Consider the following 19,230-nt stretch of genomic DNA (forward strand, 5'->3'; position numbering starts at 1 on the left):
CTAGCAACTTCCCCTACCTTAGTCTGATGGTCTACCATGCCGCCCGCCGGTTTCCACCTCGGAATTAATAGGGAATTCGTGGCTCACCCCTTGTGAGCCAAACGGAACTGCCCCCGCAACTGTAGGTGCCGAGCCTACTCCTGCACGCCACTGGACACGATCCGGGAAGGTTGGAGTTAGGCCATGACGCACCAGTCAGGAGACCTGCCGGCAAACAATAACCAACCGGCGGGGTGTCCGGGATGGACATCCTTACCCTGAATAGGGTGCTGTCTCGTGCATGCACGAGGCAAGGCGATGCCTGTCCGTGCGTCTATCCTGCGCACCGTTCGATAGGAGATCGCCCATGTTGCCCCGCTTCGCCGTCCTGTTCGCTGCATTGAGCCTGTCCGGGCTCGCCCAGGCTGCCGCTACTCACTACCCACTGACGATCGACAACTGTGGTGTGCCGCAGACCTTTGCACAGACTCCGGAGCGCGCCGTCACGATCGGTCAGGCCGGTACCGAAATGCTCTACGCCCTGGGTCTGGGCAGTAAGGTTGCGGGCACTTCGCTGTGGTTCAACAACGTGCTGCCCGAGTTCAAGGCACAGAACGACAAGGTCGAGCGTCTCGCCGACAACGATCCAAGTTTCGAGGCAGTGGTCAACAAGCGCCCGCAGCTGGTGACTGTGCAATTCGAGTGGATGGTAGGGCCCCAAGGCGTGGTGGGTACCCGTGAACAGTTCAATGAGTTGAAGATCCCGACTTATCTGCTGCCATCGGACTGTGAAGGCAAGGACAACTTGGTCGGTGCCGACGGCACCCGCATCCAGCCGTTCCGCATCGACACCATCTACAAGAGCGTGAGCCAGCTGGCTGAAATCTTTGACGCACAGGACCAAGGTGCTGCGCTGAATGCAGACCTCAAAGGTCGCCTGGATCGTTCCAAGCAGCAACTCGCTGGCAAGGACTTGTCGAAGACTTCCGCGCTGTTCTGGTTCTCCAGCGCCGACCTCGATATCGACCCCTACGTCGCCGGCCGCCAGGGTGTAGCTGACTTCATGCTACAGACCCTCGGTGTACGCAACGTCGTCGAGTCCAACGAGGAGTGGCCGACTGTAGGCTGGGAAACGCTGGCCAAGGCCAATCCGACTTGGATCATCATCGCCCGCATGGACCGACGTCGTTTCCCTGCCGATGATTACCAGAAGAAGCTGGAGTTCCTGCGCAACGACCCTGTGACCAAGCACATGGAAGCCGTGAAACAGGGGCGCATCATCATCCTCGATGCCGACGCCATGCAGGCGGGCATCCGACTGTTCCGTGGGCTTGAAACGCTTTCTACCGCTTTCGCGACCGGTAAAGCGCCTCAATAAAGTCCCCCCGATAGCCTGATCTACCCGTGCCTGATCGAGTCAACAACCTCGATCGGGCTTTCAGGCTGAACACGATGAGCCACGCACAGAGGTGTTGTGGCTGCACAGATTTCTGGAATATCTCCATGTTCATGCGTTCTCTTGCACTGCTGCTCGCCAGCGTTATTGCCGCACCGGCGGTATTCGCCGAAGTCCACGAAGTCAAGATGCTCAACCGTGGGGCCGATGGCGCCATGGTCTACGAGCCTGATCACCTGCGTATCGCCCCGGGCGATACCGTTCGCTTCGTGCCGACCCAGAGCAGCCACAACGCAGCCAGCATTCCCGCTCTGCTCCCCGCCAAAGCCGAGCCGTTCAAAAGCAAGCTCAGCCAACCGTTCGAGCAGACCTTCAGCGTACCCGGTCTCTACGGCATCCAGTGCATTCCCCACTTGGCGATGGGCATGGTCATGCTGATCCAGGTGGGTGATTCGGGTGCAGAAAAGCCGCTGCTGCCCGACAACCTCCCAGCCCGTGCAAAAGCACGTTTCACCGCGCAACTGGAAAAGCTTGAGGCCAGCCAATGAGCCGCGTTAATCACGCTGTCTGGGTGTTTCCGCTGCTCAGCGTAAGCCCTTTGGCCTTCGCAGATTCGGCCCAGTCACAGTCCAATGGCTTCATCGAGGACAGCAGCTGGAGCATCCTCAACCGAACCGTTTATGACCAGCGCGACTACAAGCACGGAGCACGCAATAGCGGTGCCCGTAACGCGTACAAACCGCGCAGTGAGCGTAACGGCCTGGCCGAAGAATGGGCCTACGGCTTGATGGGGACTTTCTCGTCGGGCTTCACTCAAGGCCTAATTGGTGTTGGTGTCGATGCCCACGCCTACCTCGGTGTGCAACTCGACAGCGGTGGTGGCCGTGCCGGCAAGGCCCGACTCCTGGGTGTCGACAACGAGGGGCATCCAAAGAATGAGTACAGCCGTGGCGGTGCCGCAATCAAGATGCGAGTGTCCAACACAGTACTGTCCTATGGCGAGCAGCGTGTGAAGACCCCGGTGTTCAGTTCTTCCGACAGCCGCCTGCTGCCCGAGACCGCCACCGGCTTCTTCCTCACCAGCAGCGAGATCGACACCCTCAAATTCGTAGCCGGTCACTTCAACGAAAGCACCGACCGCAATGCATCGAGCCACGACCAGGGCTTCGTGGTGAACTACTCCAATGGCCGACAAGGCAACACTTTCGATCTGGCCGGCATAGTCTGGAACCCTGGTGCCGCTTTCAGCGGCAGCCTGTACACCTCGCGCTATGAGGACAGTTGGAACCAGAGCTACCTGGGCAGCACCATCACCCATGCCCTCGACGACCGCCGCAGTCTGAGCCTGGACCTCAACCTCTACCGCACCACGGACACCGGCAAGGCGCTGTCCGGTCGTATCGACAATACCACCTGGAGCCTGGTGGGCCGCTATGCCCAAGGCCCCCACGCATTCAGCCTTGGATGGCAGCAGGTGGATGGCAATACACCCTTCGATTACGTGACCCGTGGTGCGATTTTCATCGCCAACGCCGTGCAGATGTCCGACTTCAACGCCCCCAACGAGAAGTCATGGCAGGCGCGCTATGACCTGAACATGGGTGCCTATGGGGTTCCCGGCCTGAACCTGACAGCGCTGTATGTACGCGGCTTCGATATCGACGGTACGCATGTCGACCCCAATGGTGGATACGCATACCTGGGCTACGGGAAGGACGGTAAGCACTGGGAACGTGATCTGGAGGCTCGCTACGTAGTGCAGAGCGGCAAGGCCAAGGGAACGACCTTCTCACTGCGACACAACGTCCACCGCGGCGATACCGCTCAAGCAGAGTTGGATGGCGACCAGATCCGCTTTGCAGTGGAGTATCCGTTGACGGGTGGCTTCTAACTTACCCAGCGGTCGCGAGGTGGGTGGCTCGCAATGCGAACCGCCCACCACTCACCCAGAGGCAGTCAGTTTGACTCGCCACATGCCGTAATGGCTCAGGTGCAACTGCGCCAGCGGTTGCACATCGATGCGATGAAACGCGGCCAAGGGACTCTGCAGCACGTGCATCATCGCCGCCCGGACAATCATCGGGTGGGTCACCGCAAGCCAATGCCCTGGCTCATTGAAGCCATCCAGCCAACCGGCCACCCGCCGGCAGACGTCGGCAACCGACTCGCCGCCGTGGGGGGCGGACTCAGGATCGCTCAACCAGGCCTGCAAAAGATCCGGTTCCTCTCGCTGCAGCACTTTCAACGAGAGGCCTTCCCAGCGGCCGACATCACAGTCGCGCAGTGCGGGCTCGACGGTCGCTTGCGACCCCAACAGGCTTGCCGTCTGAGTGGCGCGCAATTCTGGGCCCCTCAGAACGCTTGTGTCCTTGGCCAAGGCCAGGGGCTCAATTGCTGCCGCCAACACGCCATCAGCCTCGGCATGGAACCGACCCAACCGCTGCGCTTCGGTCGCTGCATGGCTGATCAGCGTGAGGGATATGGCCTTCATGGTCGAACCTTCATGAGCGGAAATCTCGACAAGGTGTATCATTTTGTTACGAATTGGGAAGCCGGTGAAAACCCGGTGCGGTCGCGCCACTGTAATCGACTTCGAGAGCCAGACCCCAATGTCGTCAACAATCACAACATCCTGACCGAACGCGTCATTCTCCAGGAGCTTCGCATGTCCACCACCGTTGCCACTTCCCCTGACAGCGACCTGTCGCTGCCTTCGCTCCCACTGAGCGAAATCCTCCCTTGGGCGATCTTCGCTGGCTTGCTTCTGCTGCTGGCCATCTACTTCGTCGGTGCTGAACAAGGTGCCACGGCGCTGATCTCGGGTGCCTATGTCCATGAGTTCGTGCATGACGGCCGCCACCTGCTGGGCTTCCCCTGCCACTGACCGAGGAATGTGACATGACAGGCAATCTCCTGCTGCGCGGCATGCTTGCCGGGCTGTTGGCGGGCATCCTCGCCTTTGGTTTCGCCAAAGTGTTCGGCGAGCCTTCTGTAGACCAGGCCATCGCTTTCGAGGAAACCCTGGCGCACAGCCATGACCACGGTGACGGCGCCGCTGACGAAGAAGAGGAACTGGTCAGCTGTGAAGTGCAGAGCACTGTCGGCCTGTTCACCGGCGTCGTGATCTACAGCGTGTCCATCGGCGGCATCTTTGCCTTGGTGTTCGCCTTCGCCATGGGGCGCATGGGCAGCCTGAAGGTCGGTCCCCGTGGCTTGGCTGCGATCCTCGCGGTGCTGGCATTCATCAGCGTCATCCTGGTGCCAGGACTCAAGTACCCGGCCAACCCGCCGTCCGTGGGTGATCCCGAGACCATCGGCCAACGTACCAAACTGTTCTTCCTGATGATGGTCGTATCGATCGCCGCGCTGGTGGTGGCAGTCAACCTGTTCCGTAAACTGCTGGCTCGGCACGGCGGCTGGGCCGCAGCGGTAGCGGCCATCGTGCTGTACGTGGTGATCATGGCGGTAGCCGGCAAGCTGTTCCCGGCCATCAACGAGGTACCAAAAGAGTTCTCCGCCTCGTTGCTGTGGAATTTCCGTATCGCCTCGCTCGGCATCCACGTGGTGCTGTGGGCAGTCCTGGGTCTCGTGTTCGGTTGGCTCGCCCAAGGGCCTGTCCTGGCGCCTCGCAACCGACATAACGCCAGATTGCAGTCCTGATGGGTAGCTCCTTGGGATAAACGAAAGACGCCTGGCGTAACCACCAGGCGTCTTTTTTATTCAGGGTCCAAACTCAAACCAAGCTATGTTCAGCAAGGTTGCAATATTGCCCTTTGAAGTACAGCAATGGCTGCGTTGCAGCAGCTTCTTGCAGGTTTAACGCCTTTACTTCGCCGATCACAATCAGGTGATCGCCCGCGACATGCTCAGCATGAATTTCGCAGTCAAACCAGTGCAGGCTCCCGGCGATGATCGGATTGCCCAGTGGCGACTCCTGCCATTCGACACCGTGCCACTTGTCCGTACCTCGCCGAGCGAACTGATTGGAAATCCCGACCTGCTCACCTGACAAGATGTTGACCGCGAACCGACCGGCCTGGCGTATCTTAGGATAGCTGGCCGAACTGGCCATTACGCTGAACGACACCAGCGGCGGGCTCATCGACACGCTGTAGAACGACTGGCAGGTAAAGCCAATCGGCTCGTCATCCGTGTGCGATGTGATCACCGTGATACCGGAGGCGTAGTGCCCGAGCGCTTGGCGAAAGCGCGACGGCTCGATAGCTGTACTGGGAACTGACATGGTAGGTCCTGAGTATTGGATGCCGGTCGGAAGTGTTGAGGAAGACCTGCGGTAACCATCCTGGCAAACCACTTCCGATTTCGGCTCAGTACTAGTTCGAGAGCTCTTTTCGTACGATTTCAGCACCGGCGCTCAGCGCCTGAAGCTTGCCCCGCGCCACTCGACGAGGCAAAGGCGCCATGCCGCAGTTGGTGCAAGGCAAAAGCTTGTCGGCGTCGACGAACTGAAGGGCCTTACGCAGGGTGTTGGCCACTTCTTCGGGCGTTTCAATGGCATGGTTGGCCACATCGATAGCACCCACCATCACTTTCTTGCCGCGGATGAGCTCGATCAGGTCCATCGGCACGTGTGAGTTGTGGCACTCCAGCGAGACGATGTCGATGCTGGACTTCTGCAGCTTGGGGAAAGCCTCTTCATATTGGCGCCATTCCGACCCCAGAGTCTTTTTCCAGTCGGTGTTGGCTTTGATGCCGTAGCCGTAGCAGATGTGCACGGCAGTTTCGCACTTGAGACCTTCGATGGCCCGCTCCAGGGTGGCGACACCCCACTCGTTCACTTCGTCGAAGAACACGTTGAACGCGGGTTCGTCGAACTGAATGATGTCTACACCGGCAGCCTCAAGCTCGCGAGCTTCCTCGTTGAGAATCTTGGCAAATTCCCAGGCCAGCTTTTCGCGGCTTTTGTAGTGCGCGTCATACAGCGTATCGATCATGGTCATGGGGCCTGGCAGCGCCCATTTAATGGGTTGCGAGGTTTGCTGACGCAGGAACTTTGCGTCTTCCACGAATACCGGCTGGCGGCGCGCAACGGCACCCACGACAGTAGGCACGCTGGCATCGTAGCGATCACGAATCCGGACGGTCTCGCGCTTCTCGAAATCGACGCCGTCGAGGTGTTCAATGAAGGTGGTCACGAAGTGCTGACGGGTTTGTTCACCATCACTGACGATATCAATGCCAGCCAGTTGCTGCTCATGCAGCGACAAGCGCAAAGCGTCTTGTTTGCCCTCAACCAGTTCATCACCTTCCAATTTCCAAGGTGACCAAAGCGTCTCAGGTTGTGCGAGCCAAGAAGGTTTAGGCAGGCTGCCAGCGGTTGAAGTGGGCAACAACTTTTTCATAATGGAAGACCTTGTACTTTAGATTATTCAGGCAGCGTAGCCGGCGGACCACTCTTCAAGCACTGCTTGATAGGGCTTGATGAACTGTTCTTCAGCAAACTTTCCTTGCTCAATAGCCAGCCGGCCACGTTCTTCCCGGTCGTAGACGATACGAGTCAGCGAATAATCCTGATGCTGCAAGCTGGGTTGGTAGGACTTTCCGGCTGCCGAGTTGGCATTGTAGATTTCAGGCCGGTAAATCTTCTGGAAGGTGTCCATGGTGCTGATCGTGCTGATCAACTCCAGGTTAGTGTAATCACCGAGCAGGTCGCCTGCGAAGTAGAACGCCAATGGCGCAACGCTGTTTGGCGGCATGAAGTAACGAACCTTCAAACCCATCTTCTGGAAATACTCATCGGTCAGTGAATACTCATCCTGCAGGTATTCAACGCCCAGAACCGGATGCTGATTCTCAGTCCGATGGTAGGTCTTGCTGCTGGAAACGCTCAGGCAGATCACGGGCGCCTTCTTGAAGTGCTGCTGATAGGCGCTGGAGCTCACGAAGGCCTTGAACAGCTTGCCATGCAGGACCCCGAAGTCATCCGGCGTGCTGAATTTTGGCTGATCCTTGTTGTGGCCCAGCAGCAACACGCTAAAGTCGTAATCTCGCACGTAAGACGAGAAATTATTACCCACCATGCCATCGATACGTTCGTTGGTCTGACGATCAACGACTGTCGTTTTCAGAATTTCAATCAATGGAAGAGCGTGCGAATTGCGCTCGCCATCGACATTCATCTCAACGGAAATGATTTCAAGCTCGACAGCGTATCGGTCGCCCTTTGGGTTATCCCAGTGCGCCAAAGCGTTGAAGCGATTATCGATCATCTTCAACGTATTGCGCAGGTTCTCTTGGCGACTGTTGCCCCGCGCCAGATTGGCGAAATTGGTAGTGATACGCGTATTGTCCGACGGCTGATAGTTCTCATCGAAACAAATGCTTTTGATGGCAAATGCAAACTCATTGCTCATATCGGCCTGACACCCTAAGTTCGTGATAAGTTTCAGTGCACCTAAGATTACTAGCTGACTGCTAATTAGCTTTGCACTATCTTTAATTGATAGGCATTTTAAAGGTGGTACTGAGCGGTGGCTAATGAATTGATCTCAAAAAAACTTTAGTCACATTCATGCTGTAGGCCACATCTGGCGAAAAAATCTGATAACCGCGAGGGGGACCGCTGAGGGATGACCACAAGTACGCAGACGAAACGTCTTTCGTTCAGCGCCTGCAAATCAGTGGGCATCGTTGCCACGGCCACTTGGCGCGTAGAGCAACGACAGCGATGAAAACCGATCGTCAAATGCTCAGATCAGCGAGGGGGAAGATCGCCAGCGCTCTGTTTGCGCTGGAGGTACACGTCCTGGCGCATCAGTGTGTCCGTGTTGCGCTCATACACGTAGGTATGACCCTCGATGGTCACTCGCCCATATCGCCGAGCAATGCTGTAGCGGGAGCTTTTAACCTGCTGAATGATTTCCGGCGGCTGATCGGGTGGCAAATCCATCTCGACTACTCAGAATATTCTTGACGGTACAACCTGGGCTCAGGCGTTGCTTTGTTCATCCTCTTCATCGCCGTAGTACTTCACGCCAATACGGATGATGTCTCTGCCTTGAGCCTTGCGGTGGTGGTTGGTATCTCGCAGCGAGTAGATACAACCACAGTACTCCTGCTGATAGAAGCGCTCACGCTTGCTGATCTCGACCATACGCGCCGCACCGCCTGCCTTGCGCCAGTTGTAGTCCCAATAGCTGATTCCGGGGTACTTGGCCGCAGAGCGATGACCACACCCGTTGATCTGCTGCATGTCCTTCCAGCGAGAGATACCCAGCGAGCTGCTGATCACTGAAAACCCATGCTCGTAGGCGTACAGGGCTGTGCGTTCGAAGCGCATGTCGAAGCACATCGTGCAGCGCTCACCACGCTCAGGCGCCTGTTCCATCCCTTTGGCGCGGGCGAACCAGTTGTCAGTGTCATAGTCAGCGTCGACGAAGGGGACGTTGTGCTGTTCGGCGAAGCGGATGTTCTCCTCCTTGCGCAGCAGGTACTCCCGCTCGGGATGGATGTTGGGGTTGTAGAAGAAAATGGTGTAGTCGATTCCAGAAGCCGTGATGGCTTCCATGACCTCGCCAGAACAAGGCGCGCAGCACGAATGCAGCAGGAGCCGATCGGCGCCATCAGGCAGATTCAGTTTTGGTCGATCGATGATGCTCACAGCCGCTCCTCGCCAATTCGGGCGTGACCGATGCACGAGTTTTCGAGGTTGAGTTTCAGTGCCAAGGTGCGCTGTCCCGTTACAGAAAATTCAGTAAGGGGGATTGTCACGGATCAGCAGGCCATGAGACAAACTCATTTTTTTTGCGACCAAATGTAGTTTTTCTCATGATCGATTTGAGGCACTTACGCACCATTCATGCCCTGCGCGAAACGGACAGCTTGCACGAAGCTGCCGAGCGCCTGTGCCTGACACAGTCGGCGTTGTCGCATCAGTTCCGAGAGCTGGAGGACCGCATCGGCATGCCGCTGTTTGTGCGTAAATCGAAGCCTGTGCGCTTCACCAGCGCCGGTCTTAAGTTGCTGCACCTGGCCGAGCAAGTGCTGCCGATGATTCGAACCACGGAGCGCGACCTGGGCAAACTCGCCAGTGGCAGCGCCGGTCGGCTGCACATCGCGATCGAATGCCACAGCTGCTACCAGTGGCTGATGCCGTCGGTGGACGAATTCCGCGGCGCTTGGCCGGAGGTTGAGCTGGACCTGGCGTCGGGGTTTGCATTCGCACCCTTGCCGGCGCTGGAGCGTGGGGACCTTGATCTGGTGGTGACCTCCGACCCTGTGAATCTGCCAGGAATCACCTACGTACCACTTTTCGGATACGAGGCAATGCTGGCCGTCGATAACCATCACGCCTTGTGCGAGAAACCGTATCTAGTACCTCAAGACATCGCTGGCGAGACCTTGATAACTTATCCGATCGAGCGAGATCGCCTTGATATCTTCACTAAGTTCCTTGATCCGGCCGAGATCGAACCTGCTCAGGTACGTACTTCCGAACTGACCGTAATGATGATGCAACTGGTGGCCAGCGGTCGTGGCGTATGCTGCCTGCCAAACTGGGCCGTGCATGAATACAGCTCGCGAGGCTACGTGACAGCCAAGCGGCTAGGGGAAAAAGGCCTTCAGGCCAAACTGTTCGCGGCGATTCGCAGCGATATGCTAGAAGCCCCGTATGTCACCGACTTCCTTCTCACAGCAAAGGATACTTCGTTTACTACCTTAGAGGGCGTCAATGCGGTTTAGGGGCTTATGTTTCAAGAAGACAGACGGCAATGAATTGGGCATGCTGTGGTTACACAGCATCATCCCCTGTCATTGAAGAAATCATCTTTCGTTATCAAGCCGAAATCTTCATCCGGCATACCACCGCTCTCGTCGAAAAGCCCTTGAATACGCCGCTCTTGCTTGAGGCCAGCAACAGCTTGGAAAAAGCAGCCCTCACACAGGTGTATCTCCCACCGCTCACCGTCATGGGGTGATCGAGGAACCAGGTAAAAGTGCCTTTCGATGAAGGAGCGGAGAGACTCGTGCGGTTGGATGGTGATCAGCAAGGTGAGCACCCAAGATTTTCAAGGCGCCAGTGAGGCAGGAGAGAAGGACCGTCGCTTGGAACCCTCAGGGGCTCCAAGCGAGACCGACTTTAATATTCAGAGACCGACTTTAATATCTACGACCACAGAAATCGCGCACCAATGACTGGACTTACTCCACAGTCACCGACTTGGCCAGGTTACGTGGCTGGTCGACGTCAGTTCCTTTGAGCACGGCGACGTAGTACGACAGCAGCTGCAGCGGAATGGTGTAGAGAATCGGAGCCAGGGCATCGGAGATATGCGGCACCTTGACCACGTGGGTGCCTTCGCCGTTGCTCATGCCGGCCTGCTCGTCGGCAAACACCACCAGCTGACCGCCGCGTGCGCGCACTTCCTGCAGGTTCGACTTGAGCTTCTCCAGCAGCTCGTTATTCGGCGCCACGGTGACCACCGGCATGTCGTTATCCACCAGCGCCAACGGGCCGTGCTTGAGCTCACCGGCCGGGTAGGCTTCGGCGTGGATATACGAGATTTCCTTGAGCTTGAGCGCACCTTCCATCGCCACCGGGTACTGGGCACCACGGCCGAGGAACAGGGTGTGGTGCTTGTCGGCGAACAGCTCGGCGATCTTCTCGACGGTGGCGTCCATCGCCAGCGCCTCACCCAAGCGAGCCGGCAGGCGACGCAGTTCATCGACCAGCTCTGCTTCCACACCTGCTTCGAGGGTGCCACGCACTTGGCCCAGGGCCAGGGTCAGCAGCATCAGCGAGACCAGCTGGGTGGTGAACGCCTTGGTCGAGGCCACGCCGATCTCTGGGCCGGCCAGGGTCAGCAGGGTGAGGTCGGATTCCCGGACCAGCGAGCTGATGCCGACGTTGCAGATCGCCAGGCTGCCGAGAAAGCCCAGTTCCTTGGCATTGCGCAGGGCGGCCAGGGTGTCGGCGGTTTCGCCGGACTGGGAGATCGACACGAACAGGGTATCAGGCTGTACCACCACCTTGCGGTAGCGGAATTCGCTGGCCACTTCGACCTGGCAAGGAATGCCCGCCAGGCTTTCCAGCCAGTAACGGGCGACCATGCCGGCGTGGTAGCTGGTGCCGCAGGCGACGATCTGCACGTTGCGTACCTTGGCGAACAGCTCGGCAGCCTGTGGACCGAAGGCCTGGACCAGCACGTGGTCATTGCCCAGGCGACCTTCCAAGGTGCGCTGGACAACAGCAGGCTGCTCATGGATTTCCTTGAGCATGAAGTGGCGATAGGCGCCCTTGTCGGCGGCTTCGGCGCCTTCGTGGTACTGCACTGTTTCGCGCTGGACGGCATTGCCGGCCTGGTCCCAGATCGTCACCTGGTCGCGGCGAATCTCGGCGATATCGCCCTCCTCCAGGTACATGAAGCGGTCAGTGACCTGGCGCAGGGCCAACTGGTCGGATGCCAGGAAGTTCTCGCCATGACCCAGACCAATCACCAGCGGGCTGCCACTGCGCGCAGCAACCAGGCGATCAGGTTGTTTCACGCTGATCAGCGCCAGGCCATAAGCGCCGTGCAGGCGCTTGATCGCGGCCTTGAGCGCGTCGGCCAGGTCCGGGATGGTCTTGAGGGTGTGGTGGATCAGGTGAACGATGACCTCGGTGTCGGTTTGCGAAGCGAACACGTAACCCAGGCCCTTGAGCTCCTCACGCAGCTCTTCGTGGTTTTCGATGATGCCGTTATGCACCACCGCCACTTCGTTGCCGGAGAAATGCGGGTGGGCATTGCCTTCGGTTGGTGCTCCATGGGTGGCCCAACGGGTGTGGGCGATGCCCAGCTGACCGATCAGAGGCTGAGCGGAATTGGCAGCTTCAAGCTCCGCAACCTTGCCGATGCGGCGCAGACGCTGCAGCTCGCCTTGCTGGGTATAGACAGCCAGGCCTGCGCTGTCATAGCCACGGTATTCAAGACGCTTGAGGCCTTCGATGAGGATGGCGGTGATATTGCGCTCGGCTACCGCACCAACGATTCCACACATGGTTATTTCTCCTGGCTGATCGCGGCGCAAATCAGATTGATGCCGCGGGCTTGAATGTGTTCGCGTGCCGCTGCGGGCAGGCGTTCGTCTGTAATAAGGGTGTGCACGCTGCCCCAGGGCAGCTCGAGGTTGGGGATCTTGCGCCCAACCTTATCGGACTCGACCATCACGATCACCTCACGGGCCACCTCGGCCATGACCCGGCTCAGGCCGAGCAGTTCATTGAAGGTGGTCGTGCCGCGGCTGAGGTCGATGCCATCGGCGCCGATGAACAGCTGGTCGAAATCGTAGGAGCGTAGTACCTGCTCAGCCACCTGGCCCTGGAATGACTCGGAGTGCGGATCCCAGGTGCCGCCGGTCATCAGCAGCACGGGCTCGTGTTCCAGTTCGCTGATGGCGCGGGCTACGTTCAGCGAGTTGGTCATCACCACCAGGCCCGGCTGGCGGCCCAGTTCAGGGATCATGGCAGCAGTCGTGCTGCCGCTGTCGATGATGATCCGCGCGTGCTCGCGGATGCGCCCGACGGCAGCCCGGGCAATGGCCTTCTTGTAGGCAGACACGGGCTGGGCCGACTCACCGAGCATCTCTTGCGGTACGGGTACCGCGCCGCCGTAGCGGCGCAGTAGCAGGCCGTTGGCTTCGAGTGCCGCCAGATCCTTGCGAATAGTGACTTCCGACGTTTCGAAGCGCTTGGCCAAGGCATCCACACTTACCTCGCCTTGCTCGCTCAGCAGGGCCAGGATGTTGTGGCGGCGTTGGGGAGTGTTGCGTTTCGACATGGGCGCTTAAGTTTCGTTTCGAAAGATAATGGTTGCAATCAAAACCTAAGATGGAGGTTTCGTCAAGTTGGCAATGACCTGTGGATAATGTTTGCCTGCTCTGGCCCTATCGCCGGCAAGCCAGCTCCTACAGGGATTTGTACAGGCCTGGAAGACAGAGAGGATTTCTGTGGGAGCCGGCTTGCCGGCGATAGGGCCAGCGCACGCAATAAAAAAGCCGACTTATTCACATAAGCCGGCTTCGCCAGAAACAGCTGTGTATAACTCAGCTCTTCTTGATTTTCTCAGGTCGTTTCCACCCCGAGATATTGCGCTGGCGCGCACGCGCCACCGCCAGATCACCCGCTTCCACGGTTTGGGTAATGGTCGACCCGGCCGCCGTCGTCGCACCCGCCTTGATATCCACAGGCGCCACCAGCGAATTGTTGGAACCGATGAACACGTCTTCGCCCATCACGGTCTTGAACTTGTTGGCACCGTCGTAATTGCATGTGATGGTGCCAGCACCGATGTTGGTGCGTGCACCGACCTCGGCATCGCCCAGGTAGGTCAGGTGCCCGGCCTTGGCGCCCTCGCCCAGATGCGCGTTCTTCAGTTCAACGAAGTTACCCACATGAGCCTTGGCATCGAGCACGCTGCCCGGACGCAAGCGAGCGAATGGTCCGGCATCGCTGCCCTCCCCCATTACCGCACCTTCGAGGTGGCTGTTGGCTTTCACCACCACACCTTTGCGCAGCGTGCTGTTCTTGATCACGCAATTGGGGCCGATCTGTACGTCGTCCTCGATCACCACCTTACCTTCGAGGATCACGTTGATATCGATGAGCACATCACGACCAACGGTCACCTCCCCACGCACGTCGAAGCGCGCCGGGTCACGCAGGGTGACACCCTGAGCCATCAGGCGGCGACCTTCCCGCAGCTGGTAATGGCGTTCGAGTTCAGACAATTGGCGTCGGTCGTTGGCCCCCTGCACTTCCATCGGGTCGTGTGGTTGTTCGGTGGCAACCACCAGGCCATCGTTGACCGCCATGGCAATGACGTCGGTCAGGTAGTACTCGCCCTGGGCATTGTTGTTCGACAGTCGCCCCATCCAGTCAGCCAGGCGCGCGGCAGGCATGGCGAGGATGCCGGTGTTGCCTTCCTTGATCGCCTTCTGTGCTTCGCTGGCATCCTTGTGCTCGACGATCGCGGTGACCTTGCCGTTGCCGTCGCGCACGATGCGGCCGTAGCCAGTCGGGTCCTGCAGGGTGACAGTGAGCAACCCTAGTTGGGTGTCACTGACCTTGGCCAGCAGCCGCTGCAAGGTTTCCACTTCGATCAACGGCACATCGCCATACAGCACCAGTACCGTGTCGGCAGTGATGGCCGGCAGTGCCTGGGCGACTGCATGGCCTGTGCCCAGCTGCTTGTCCTGCATGACGAAGTTGAGGTCATCGGCAGCCAGGCGCTCGCGTACCTGCTCGGCACCGTGGCCAATCACCACATGGATACCCTGCGGCTGAAGCTGACGTGCGCTGTGGATAACATGGCCGAGCATGGAGCTGCCAGCCACCGGGTGCAGCACCTTGGGCAGCGCCGAACGCATACGGGTACCTTGGCCGGCGGCGAGAATAACGATATCGAGTGACATTGACTGGCTACCAATCCTGGGTGGTCAGTGAAATGACCGGGAGGGGAAAACGGAAAAAGAAAAAGGGTAGCCGAGGCTACCCTTTTACTCAATCGCTACAGAAGTGATCAGCCAGGGGCCGATTACTTGCCTCTGCGCATTTGCTGGACGGTACGCAGCTGGGCTGCGGCCTCGGCCAGACGTGCGGCGGCGGCGCCGTAGTCGAAGTCCGCGCCTTTCAGATTCAGGGCGTTCTCGGCAGCCTTGAGGGCTTCCTGAGCCTGAGCTTCATCCAGGTCTGCAGCACGTTGCACGGTATCGGCAAGCACCTTGACCATGTTCGGCTGAACCTCGAGGAAACCACCAGAGATGTAGAACACCTCCTGGGCGCCACCCTGCTTGGTCAGCGTGATCGGACCAGGCTTCAGATTGGTGATCAGCGGCGCGTGGCCTGGAGCGATACCAAGATCACCCAGGTTACCGTGCGCAACCACCATCTCGACCAGGCCGGAGAAGATCTCTCCTTCCGCGCTGACGATATCGCAATGGACTGTCATAGCCATCTGCTTGCCTCAACCTGATAGCGCCCCTTGCGGGGCGCAGGAATTACAGTTTCTTGGCTTTCTCGATCGCTTCGTCGATGCTGCCGACCATGTAGAACGCTTGTTCTGGCAGGTGGTCGTAGTCACCTTTGAGGATGCCGCTGAAGCCAGCGATGGTGTCTTTCAGGGACACGTACTTGCCTGGCGAGCCGGTGAAGACTTCGGCCACGAAGAACGGCTGCGACAGGAAGCGCTGGATCTTACGAGCACGGGCTACCAGTTGCTTGTCGCTTTCGGACAGTTCGTCCATACCCAGAATCGCGATGATGTCCTTCAGCTCTTTATAGCGCTGCAGAACATACTGAACGCCACGAGCGGTGTCGTAGTGTTCGTTGCCGATCACGTTCGGGTCCAGCTGACGGGAAGTCGAGTCCAGTGGGTCGACCGCTGGGTAGATACCCAGGGAGGCGATGTCACGGGACAGAACGACGGTGGCGTCCAAGTGGGCGAAGGTGGTCGCTGGCGACGGGTCGGTCAAGTCGTCCGCAGGTACGTATACGGCCTGAACGGAGGTAATCGAACCTTCCTTGGTGGAGGTGATGCGCTCTTGCAGAACGCCCATCTCTTCAGCCAGGGTCGGCTGGTAACCTACTGCCGAAGGCATACGGCCCAGCAGTGCGGATACTTCGGTACCGGCCAGGGTGTAACGATAGATGTTGTCGACGAACAGCAGAACGTCGTTACCTTCGTCACGGAACTTCTCGGCCATGGTCAGGCCGGTCAGCGCTACGCGCAGACGGTTTCCTGGTGGCTCGTTCATCTGACCGTAGACCAGCGCTACCTTGTCGAGAACGTTGGAGTCCTTCATCTCGTGGTAGAAGTCGTTACCCTCACGAGTACGCTCACCCACACCAGCGAACACGGAGTAACCGCTGTGTTCCATGGCGATGTTACGGATCAGTTCCATCATGTTTACGGTCTTGCCAACACCGGCACCACCGAACAGACCAACCTTACCACCCTTGGCGAACGGGCAAACCAGGTCGATAACCTTGATGCCGGTTTCCAGCAGGTCGTTGCCGCCTGCCTGGTCAGCGAACGAAGGCGCTGGCTGGTGGATACCGCGACGCTCTTCTTCGCCGATCGGGCCGGCTTCGTCGATTGGGTTGCCGAGAACGTCCATGATACGGCCCAGAGTGGCCTTACCAACAGGAACGGAAATGGCAGCGCCGGTGTCGACGACATCCAGACCGCGCTTGAGGCCTTCGGTGGAGCCCATCGCAATGGTACGAACCACGCCGTCGCCCAGCTGCTGCTGAACTTCGAGGGTGGTTTCCGCGCCTTGTACTTTCAGCGCGTTGTAAACACTCGGCACGACGTCACGTGGGAATTCCACGTCGATGACGGCGCCGATGATTTGAACGATACGTCCGCTACTCATAGCTGGATCCTCTGAATATGTGAACCGTTAAACCGCGGCAGCGCCGCCGACGATTTCCGAGATCTCCTGGGTGATCGCAGCCTGACGCGCCTTGTTGTAGATCAGCTGAAGCTCTTTGATCAAATCACCGGCGTTGTCTGTGGCGTTTTTCATGGCGATCATCCGGGCCGCTTGTTCAGCAGCGTTGTTCTCGACCACCGCCTGGTAAACCTGCGACTCCACGTAACGCACCATCAAGCCGTCCAGCAGCTCTTTTGCGTCGGGTTCGTACAGGTAATCCCAGTGATGCTTGAGATCCTGATCCGGGGTTGCCACCAACGGTACCAACTGCTCGACCGTCGGAGTTTGGGTCATGGTATTGACGAACTTGTTCGAAACCACCGAGAGGCGATCGATACGGCCGTCGAGGTAGGCGTCCAGCATCACTTTGACGGAGCCGATCAGATCGTTGATCGATGGCTCTTCGCCGAGGTGGCTGATCGCGGCTACGACGTTGCCGCCAAAGATGCGGAAGAAAGTCGCACCCTTGCTGCCGATCACGCACAGGTCGATTTCCACGCCCTGTTCGCGGTTTACGTTCATGTCCTTGACCAGGGCCTTGAACAGGTTGGTGTTCAAGCCACCGCACAGACCACGGTCACTGCTCACCACGATATAACCGACGCGCTTTACAGGGCGCTCGATCATGAACGGGTGGCGGTATTCCGGGTTGGCGTTGGCCAGATGACCGATCACCTGGCGGATACGCTCCGCGTAAGGACGGCTAGCAGCCATGCGCATTTGTGCCTTGCGCATCTTGCTGACCGCCACTTTCTCCATGGCGCTGGTAATTTTTTGCGTGCTTTTGATGCTCGCAATCTTACTGCGAATCTCTTTTGCGCCTGCCATGTATCACCTATCAGGTTAGCAAGCGGGGGCCTGAGCCCCCGCTGCGGCTTACCAGGTCTGGGTGGCCTTGAACTTCTCGATACCGGCTTTCAGGCCTGCGTCGATTTCGTCGTTGAAGTCACCCTTCACGTTGATCTTCGCCATCAGTTCGGCGTGATCACGGTTGAAGAAGGCGATCAGTGCTTGCTCGAAGCTGCCGATCTTGGAGACTTCTACGTCAGTCAGGAAACCACGCTCAGCGGCGTACAGCGACAGGGCCATGTCCGCGATGGACATCGGCGCGTACTGCTTCTGCTTCATCAGCTCGGTTACGCGCTGACCATGCTCCAGCTGCTTGCGGGTCGCTTCGTCCAGATCGGAAGCGAACTGGGCGAATGCAGCCAGTTCACGGTACTGAGCCAGAGCGGTACGAATACCACCGGACAGCTTCTTGATGATCTTGGTCTGAGCGGCACCACCTACGCGGGATACCGAAACACCGGCGTTCACTGCAGGGCGGATGCCCGAGTTGAACATGGCCGATTCCAGGAAGATCTGACCGTCGGTGATGGAAATCACGTTGGTCGGAACGAACGCGGAAACGTCGCCAGCCTGGGTTTCGATGATCGGCAGGGCGGTCAGGGAACCGGTCTTGCCAGTGACTGCGCCATTGGTGAACTTCTCGACGTACTCTTCCGAAACGCGCGATGCACGCTCCAGCAGACGGGAGTGGAGATAGAACACGTCACCTGGGTAAGCTTCACGTCCTGGTGGACGGCGCAGCAGCAGGGAGATCTGACGGTAGGCAACGGCCTGCTTGGACAGGTCATCGTAAACGATCAGGGCGTCTTCACCGCGGTCACGGAAGAACTCGCCCATGGTGCAGCCGGCGTAAGGAGCCAGGAACTGCAGCGCGGCGGATTCCGAAGCGCTGGCAACGACCACGATGGTGTTGGCCAGGGCGCCGTTTTCTTCCAGCTTGCGAACGATGTTGGCAACGGTGGAGCGCTTCTGGCCGACAGCAACATACACACAGAAAATACCGGAGTCTTTCTGGTTGATGATGGCGTCGATGGCCATGGCGGTCTTGCCGATCTGACGGTCACCGATGATCAGCTCGCGCTGGCCACGGCCGACAGGGATCATGGCGTCGACCGACTTGTAGCCAGTCTGTACAGGCTGGTCTACCGACTTACGCCAGATCACGCCTGGAGCTACTTTCTCGACCGCGTCGGTCTGGGTGTTGCCCAGAGGACCTTTGCCGTCGATCGGGTTGCCCAGTGCGTCGACGACGCGACCCAGCAGTTCCTTACCAACCGGAACTTCCAGGATGCGGCCGGTGCACTTGGCGCTCATGCCTTCGGCGAGGGTGTCATAGGCACCCAGGATCACTGCACCTACGGAGTCTTGCTCCAGGTTCAGGGCCATGCCGTAGACGCCGCCAGGGAACTCGATCATTTCGCCGTACATGACGTCGGCCAGACCGTGGATCCGCACGATACCGTCGGATACCGAAACAACGGTACCTTCGTTACGGGCTTGGGAGCTCACATCGAGGTTGTCGATGCGGCCCTTGATGATTTCACTAATTTCGGAAGGATTGAGTTGCTGCATTG

General features: G+C 58.6%; 19 protein-coding genes and 2 riboswitches. Of the genes, 6 read left to right on the forward strand and 13 right to left on the reverse strand.

Annotation, left to right across the window (positions count from 1 at the left end):
* The first annotated feature begins 30 nt into the window (after positions 1–30).
* A riboswitch (cobalamin riboswitch) is annotated at positions 31–227 on the forward strand.
* Positions 228–346: 119 nt separating this feature from the next.
* The 3 genes from KU43P_RS26775 (at position 347) to KU43P_RS26785 (ending at position 3,266) form a co-directional block, all read left to right on the forward strand.
* Entirely contained in the window at positions 347–1,357 is a 1,011-nt protein-coding gene (locus KU43P_RS26775; protein WP_317660467.1) for an ABC transporter substrate-binding protein, read from the forward strand.
* Positions 1,358–1,482: 125 nt separating this feature from the next.
* A complete protein-coding gene (locus KU43P_RS26780; protein ID WP_317660468.1) occupies positions 1,483–1,923 on the forward strand; it encodes a pseudoazurin in 441 nt (146 codons plus the stop codon).
* The gene (locus KU43P_RS26785) at positions 1,920–3,266 is read left to right on the forward strand and encodes an OprD family porin (RefSeq protein ID WP_317660469.1); all 1,347 of its coding nucleotides are present in this window, start codon (positions 1,920–1,922) and stop codon (positions 3,264–3,266) included. The genes KU43P_RS26780 and KU43P_RS26785 overlap by 4 nt, the downstream gene beginning before the upstream one ends.
* A gap of 51 nt (positions 3,267–3,317) precedes the next feature.
* Here the strand turns inward: KU43P_RS26785 and KU43P_RS26790 are convergent, their stop codons facing one another.
* Positions 3,318–3,866 carry a histidine phosphatase family protein gene (locus tag KU43P_RS26790; RefSeq protein ID WP_317660470.1) on the reverse strand — a complete coding sequence of 183 codons (549 nt, stop codon included), beginning with the start codon at positions 3,864–3,866 and terminating at the stop codon, positions 3,318–3,320.
* An 11-nt stretch (positions 3,867–3,877) separates the two neighbouring features.
* Positions 3,878–4,005: riboswitch (cobalamin riboswitch) on the forward strand.
* A 35-nt stretch (positions 4,006–4,040) separates the two neighbouring features.
* On the opposite strand from KU43P_RS26790, the gene KU43P_RS26795 reads away from it, so the two are divergent.
* Positions 4,041–4,259 carry a CbtB domain-containing protein gene (locus KU43P_RS26795; protein WP_317660471.1) on the forward strand — a complete coding sequence of 73 codons (219 nt, stop codon included), beginning with the start codon at positions 4,041–4,043 and terminating at the stop codon, positions 4,257–4,259.
* A 14-nt stretch (positions 4,260–4,273) separates the two neighbouring features.
* Positions 4,274–5,035 (forward strand): CbtA family protein, encoded by a 762-nt coding sequence (locus KU43P_RS26800; RefSeq protein WP_317660472.1) that lies wholly within the window; start codon positions 4,274–4,276, stop codon positions 5,033–5,035.
* A gap of 73 nt (positions 5,036–5,108) precedes the next feature.
* Here the strand turns inward: KU43P_RS26800 and KU43P_RS26805 are convergent, their stop codons facing one another.
* From KU43P_RS26805 to KU43P_RS26820, 4 genes are all read right to left on the reverse strand, one after another.
* On the reverse strand, positions 5,109–5,618 hold the full coding sequence (locus KU43P_RS26805) for a flavin reductase family protein (RefSeq protein ID WP_317660473.1): 510 nt from the start codon (positions 5,616–5,618) through the stop codon (positions 5,109–5,111).
* Between the two features lie 91 nt (positions 5,619–5,709).
* Positions 5,710–6,738 carry a methionine synthase gene (locus KU43P_RS26810; protein WP_317660474.1) on the reverse strand — a complete coding sequence of 343 codons (1,029 nt, stop codon included), beginning with the start codon at positions 6,736–6,738 and terminating at the stop codon, positions 5,710–5,712.
* Positions 6,739–6,765: 27 nt separating this feature from the next.
* Positions 6,766–7,749 (reverse strand): DUF1852 domain-containing protein, encoded by a 984-nt coding sequence (locus tag KU43P_RS26815; protein WP_317660475.1) that lies wholly within the window; start codon positions 7,747–7,749, stop codon positions 6,766–6,768.
* A gap of 575 nt (positions 7,750–8,324) precedes the next feature.
* The gene (locus KU43P_RS26820) at positions 8,325–8,996 is read right to left on the reverse strand and encodes an epoxyqueuosine reductase QueH (protein WP_317660476.1); all 672 of its coding nucleotides are present in this window, start codon (positions 8,994–8,996) and stop codon (positions 8,325–8,327) included.
* Between the two features lie 167 nt (positions 8,997–9,163).
* Here KU43P_RS26820 and KU43P_RS26825 point away from each other — a divergent pair, with 167 nt between their 5' ends.
* Positions 9,164–10,078, forward strand: a complete 915-nt coding sequence (locus KU43P_RS26825) for a LysR family transcriptional regulator (RefSeq protein ID WP_317660477.1) — start codon at positions 9,164–9,166, stop codon at positions 10,076–10,078.
* 59 nt (positions 10,079–10,137) lie between these two features.
* On the opposite strand, the gene KU43P_RS26830 is transcribed toward KU43P_RS26825, so the two are convergent.
* The 8 genes from KU43P_RS26830 to atpA form a co-directional block, all read right to left on the reverse strand.
* The gene (locus tag KU43P_RS26830; RefSeq protein ID WP_317660478.1) at positions 10,138–10,386 is read right to left on the reverse strand and encodes a hypothetical protein; all 249 of its coding nucleotides are present in this window, start codon (positions 10,384–10,386) and stop codon (positions 10,138–10,140) included.
* A gap of 151 nt (positions 10,387–10,537) precedes the next feature.
* Entirely contained in the window at positions 10,538–12,373 is a 1,836-nt protein-coding gene (glmS, locus tag KU43P_RS26835) for a glutamine--fructose-6-phosphate transaminase (isomerizing) (protein WP_317660479.1), read from the reverse strand.
* A gap of 2 nt (positions 12,374–12,375) precedes the next feature.
* Positions 12,376–13,152 (reverse strand): DeoR/GlpR family DNA-binding transcription regulator, encoded by a 777-nt coding sequence (locus KU43P_RS26840; protein ID WP_317660480.1) that lies wholly within the window; start codon positions 13,150–13,152, stop codon positions 12,376–12,378.
* Positions 13,153–13,417: 265 nt separating this feature from the next.
* A complete protein-coding gene (gene glmU / locus KU43P_RS26845) occupies positions 13,418–14,785 on the reverse strand; it encodes a bifunctional UDP-N-acetylglucosamine diphosphorylase/glucosamine-1-phosphate N-acetyltransferase GlmU (protein ID WP_317660481.1) in 1,368 nt (455 codons plus the stop codon).
* 122 nt (positions 14,786–14,907) lie between these two features.
* Positions 14,908–15,327 (reverse strand): F0F1 ATP synthase subunit epsilon, encoded by a 420-nt coding sequence (locus KU43P_RS26850; RefSeq protein WP_003260039.1) that lies wholly within the window; start codon positions 15,325–15,327, stop codon positions 14,908–14,910.
* A 43-nt stretch (positions 15,328–15,370) separates the two neighbouring features.
* Positions 15,371–16,747 (reverse strand): F0F1 ATP synthase subunit beta, encoded by a 1,377-nt coding sequence (gene atpD, locus KU43P_RS26855; RefSeq protein WP_008092236.1) that lies wholly within the window; start codon positions 16,745–16,747, stop codon positions 15,371–15,373.
* Between the two features lie 27 nt (positions 16,748–16,774).
* A complete protein-coding gene (gene atpG / locus KU43P_RS26860) occupies positions 16,775–17,635 on the reverse strand; it encodes a F0F1 ATP synthase subunit gamma (protein WP_317660482.1) in 861 nt (286 codons plus the stop codon).
* Between the two features lie 48 nt (positions 17,636–17,683).
* Positions 17,684–19,228: a F0F1 ATP synthase subunit alpha gene (gene atpA / locus KU43P_RS26865; RefSeq protein ID WP_012274911.1), complete on the reverse strand. Its 1,545-nt coding sequence runs from the start codon at positions 19,226–19,228 to the stop codon at positions 17,684–17,686.
* Positions 19,229–19,230 lie beyond the last annotated feature (2 nt).

The organism is Pseudomonas sp. KU43P (genome assembly GCF_033095865.1).
GTDB lineage: Bacteria > Pseudomonadota > Gammaproteobacteria > Pseudomonadales > Pseudomonadaceae > Aquipseudomonas.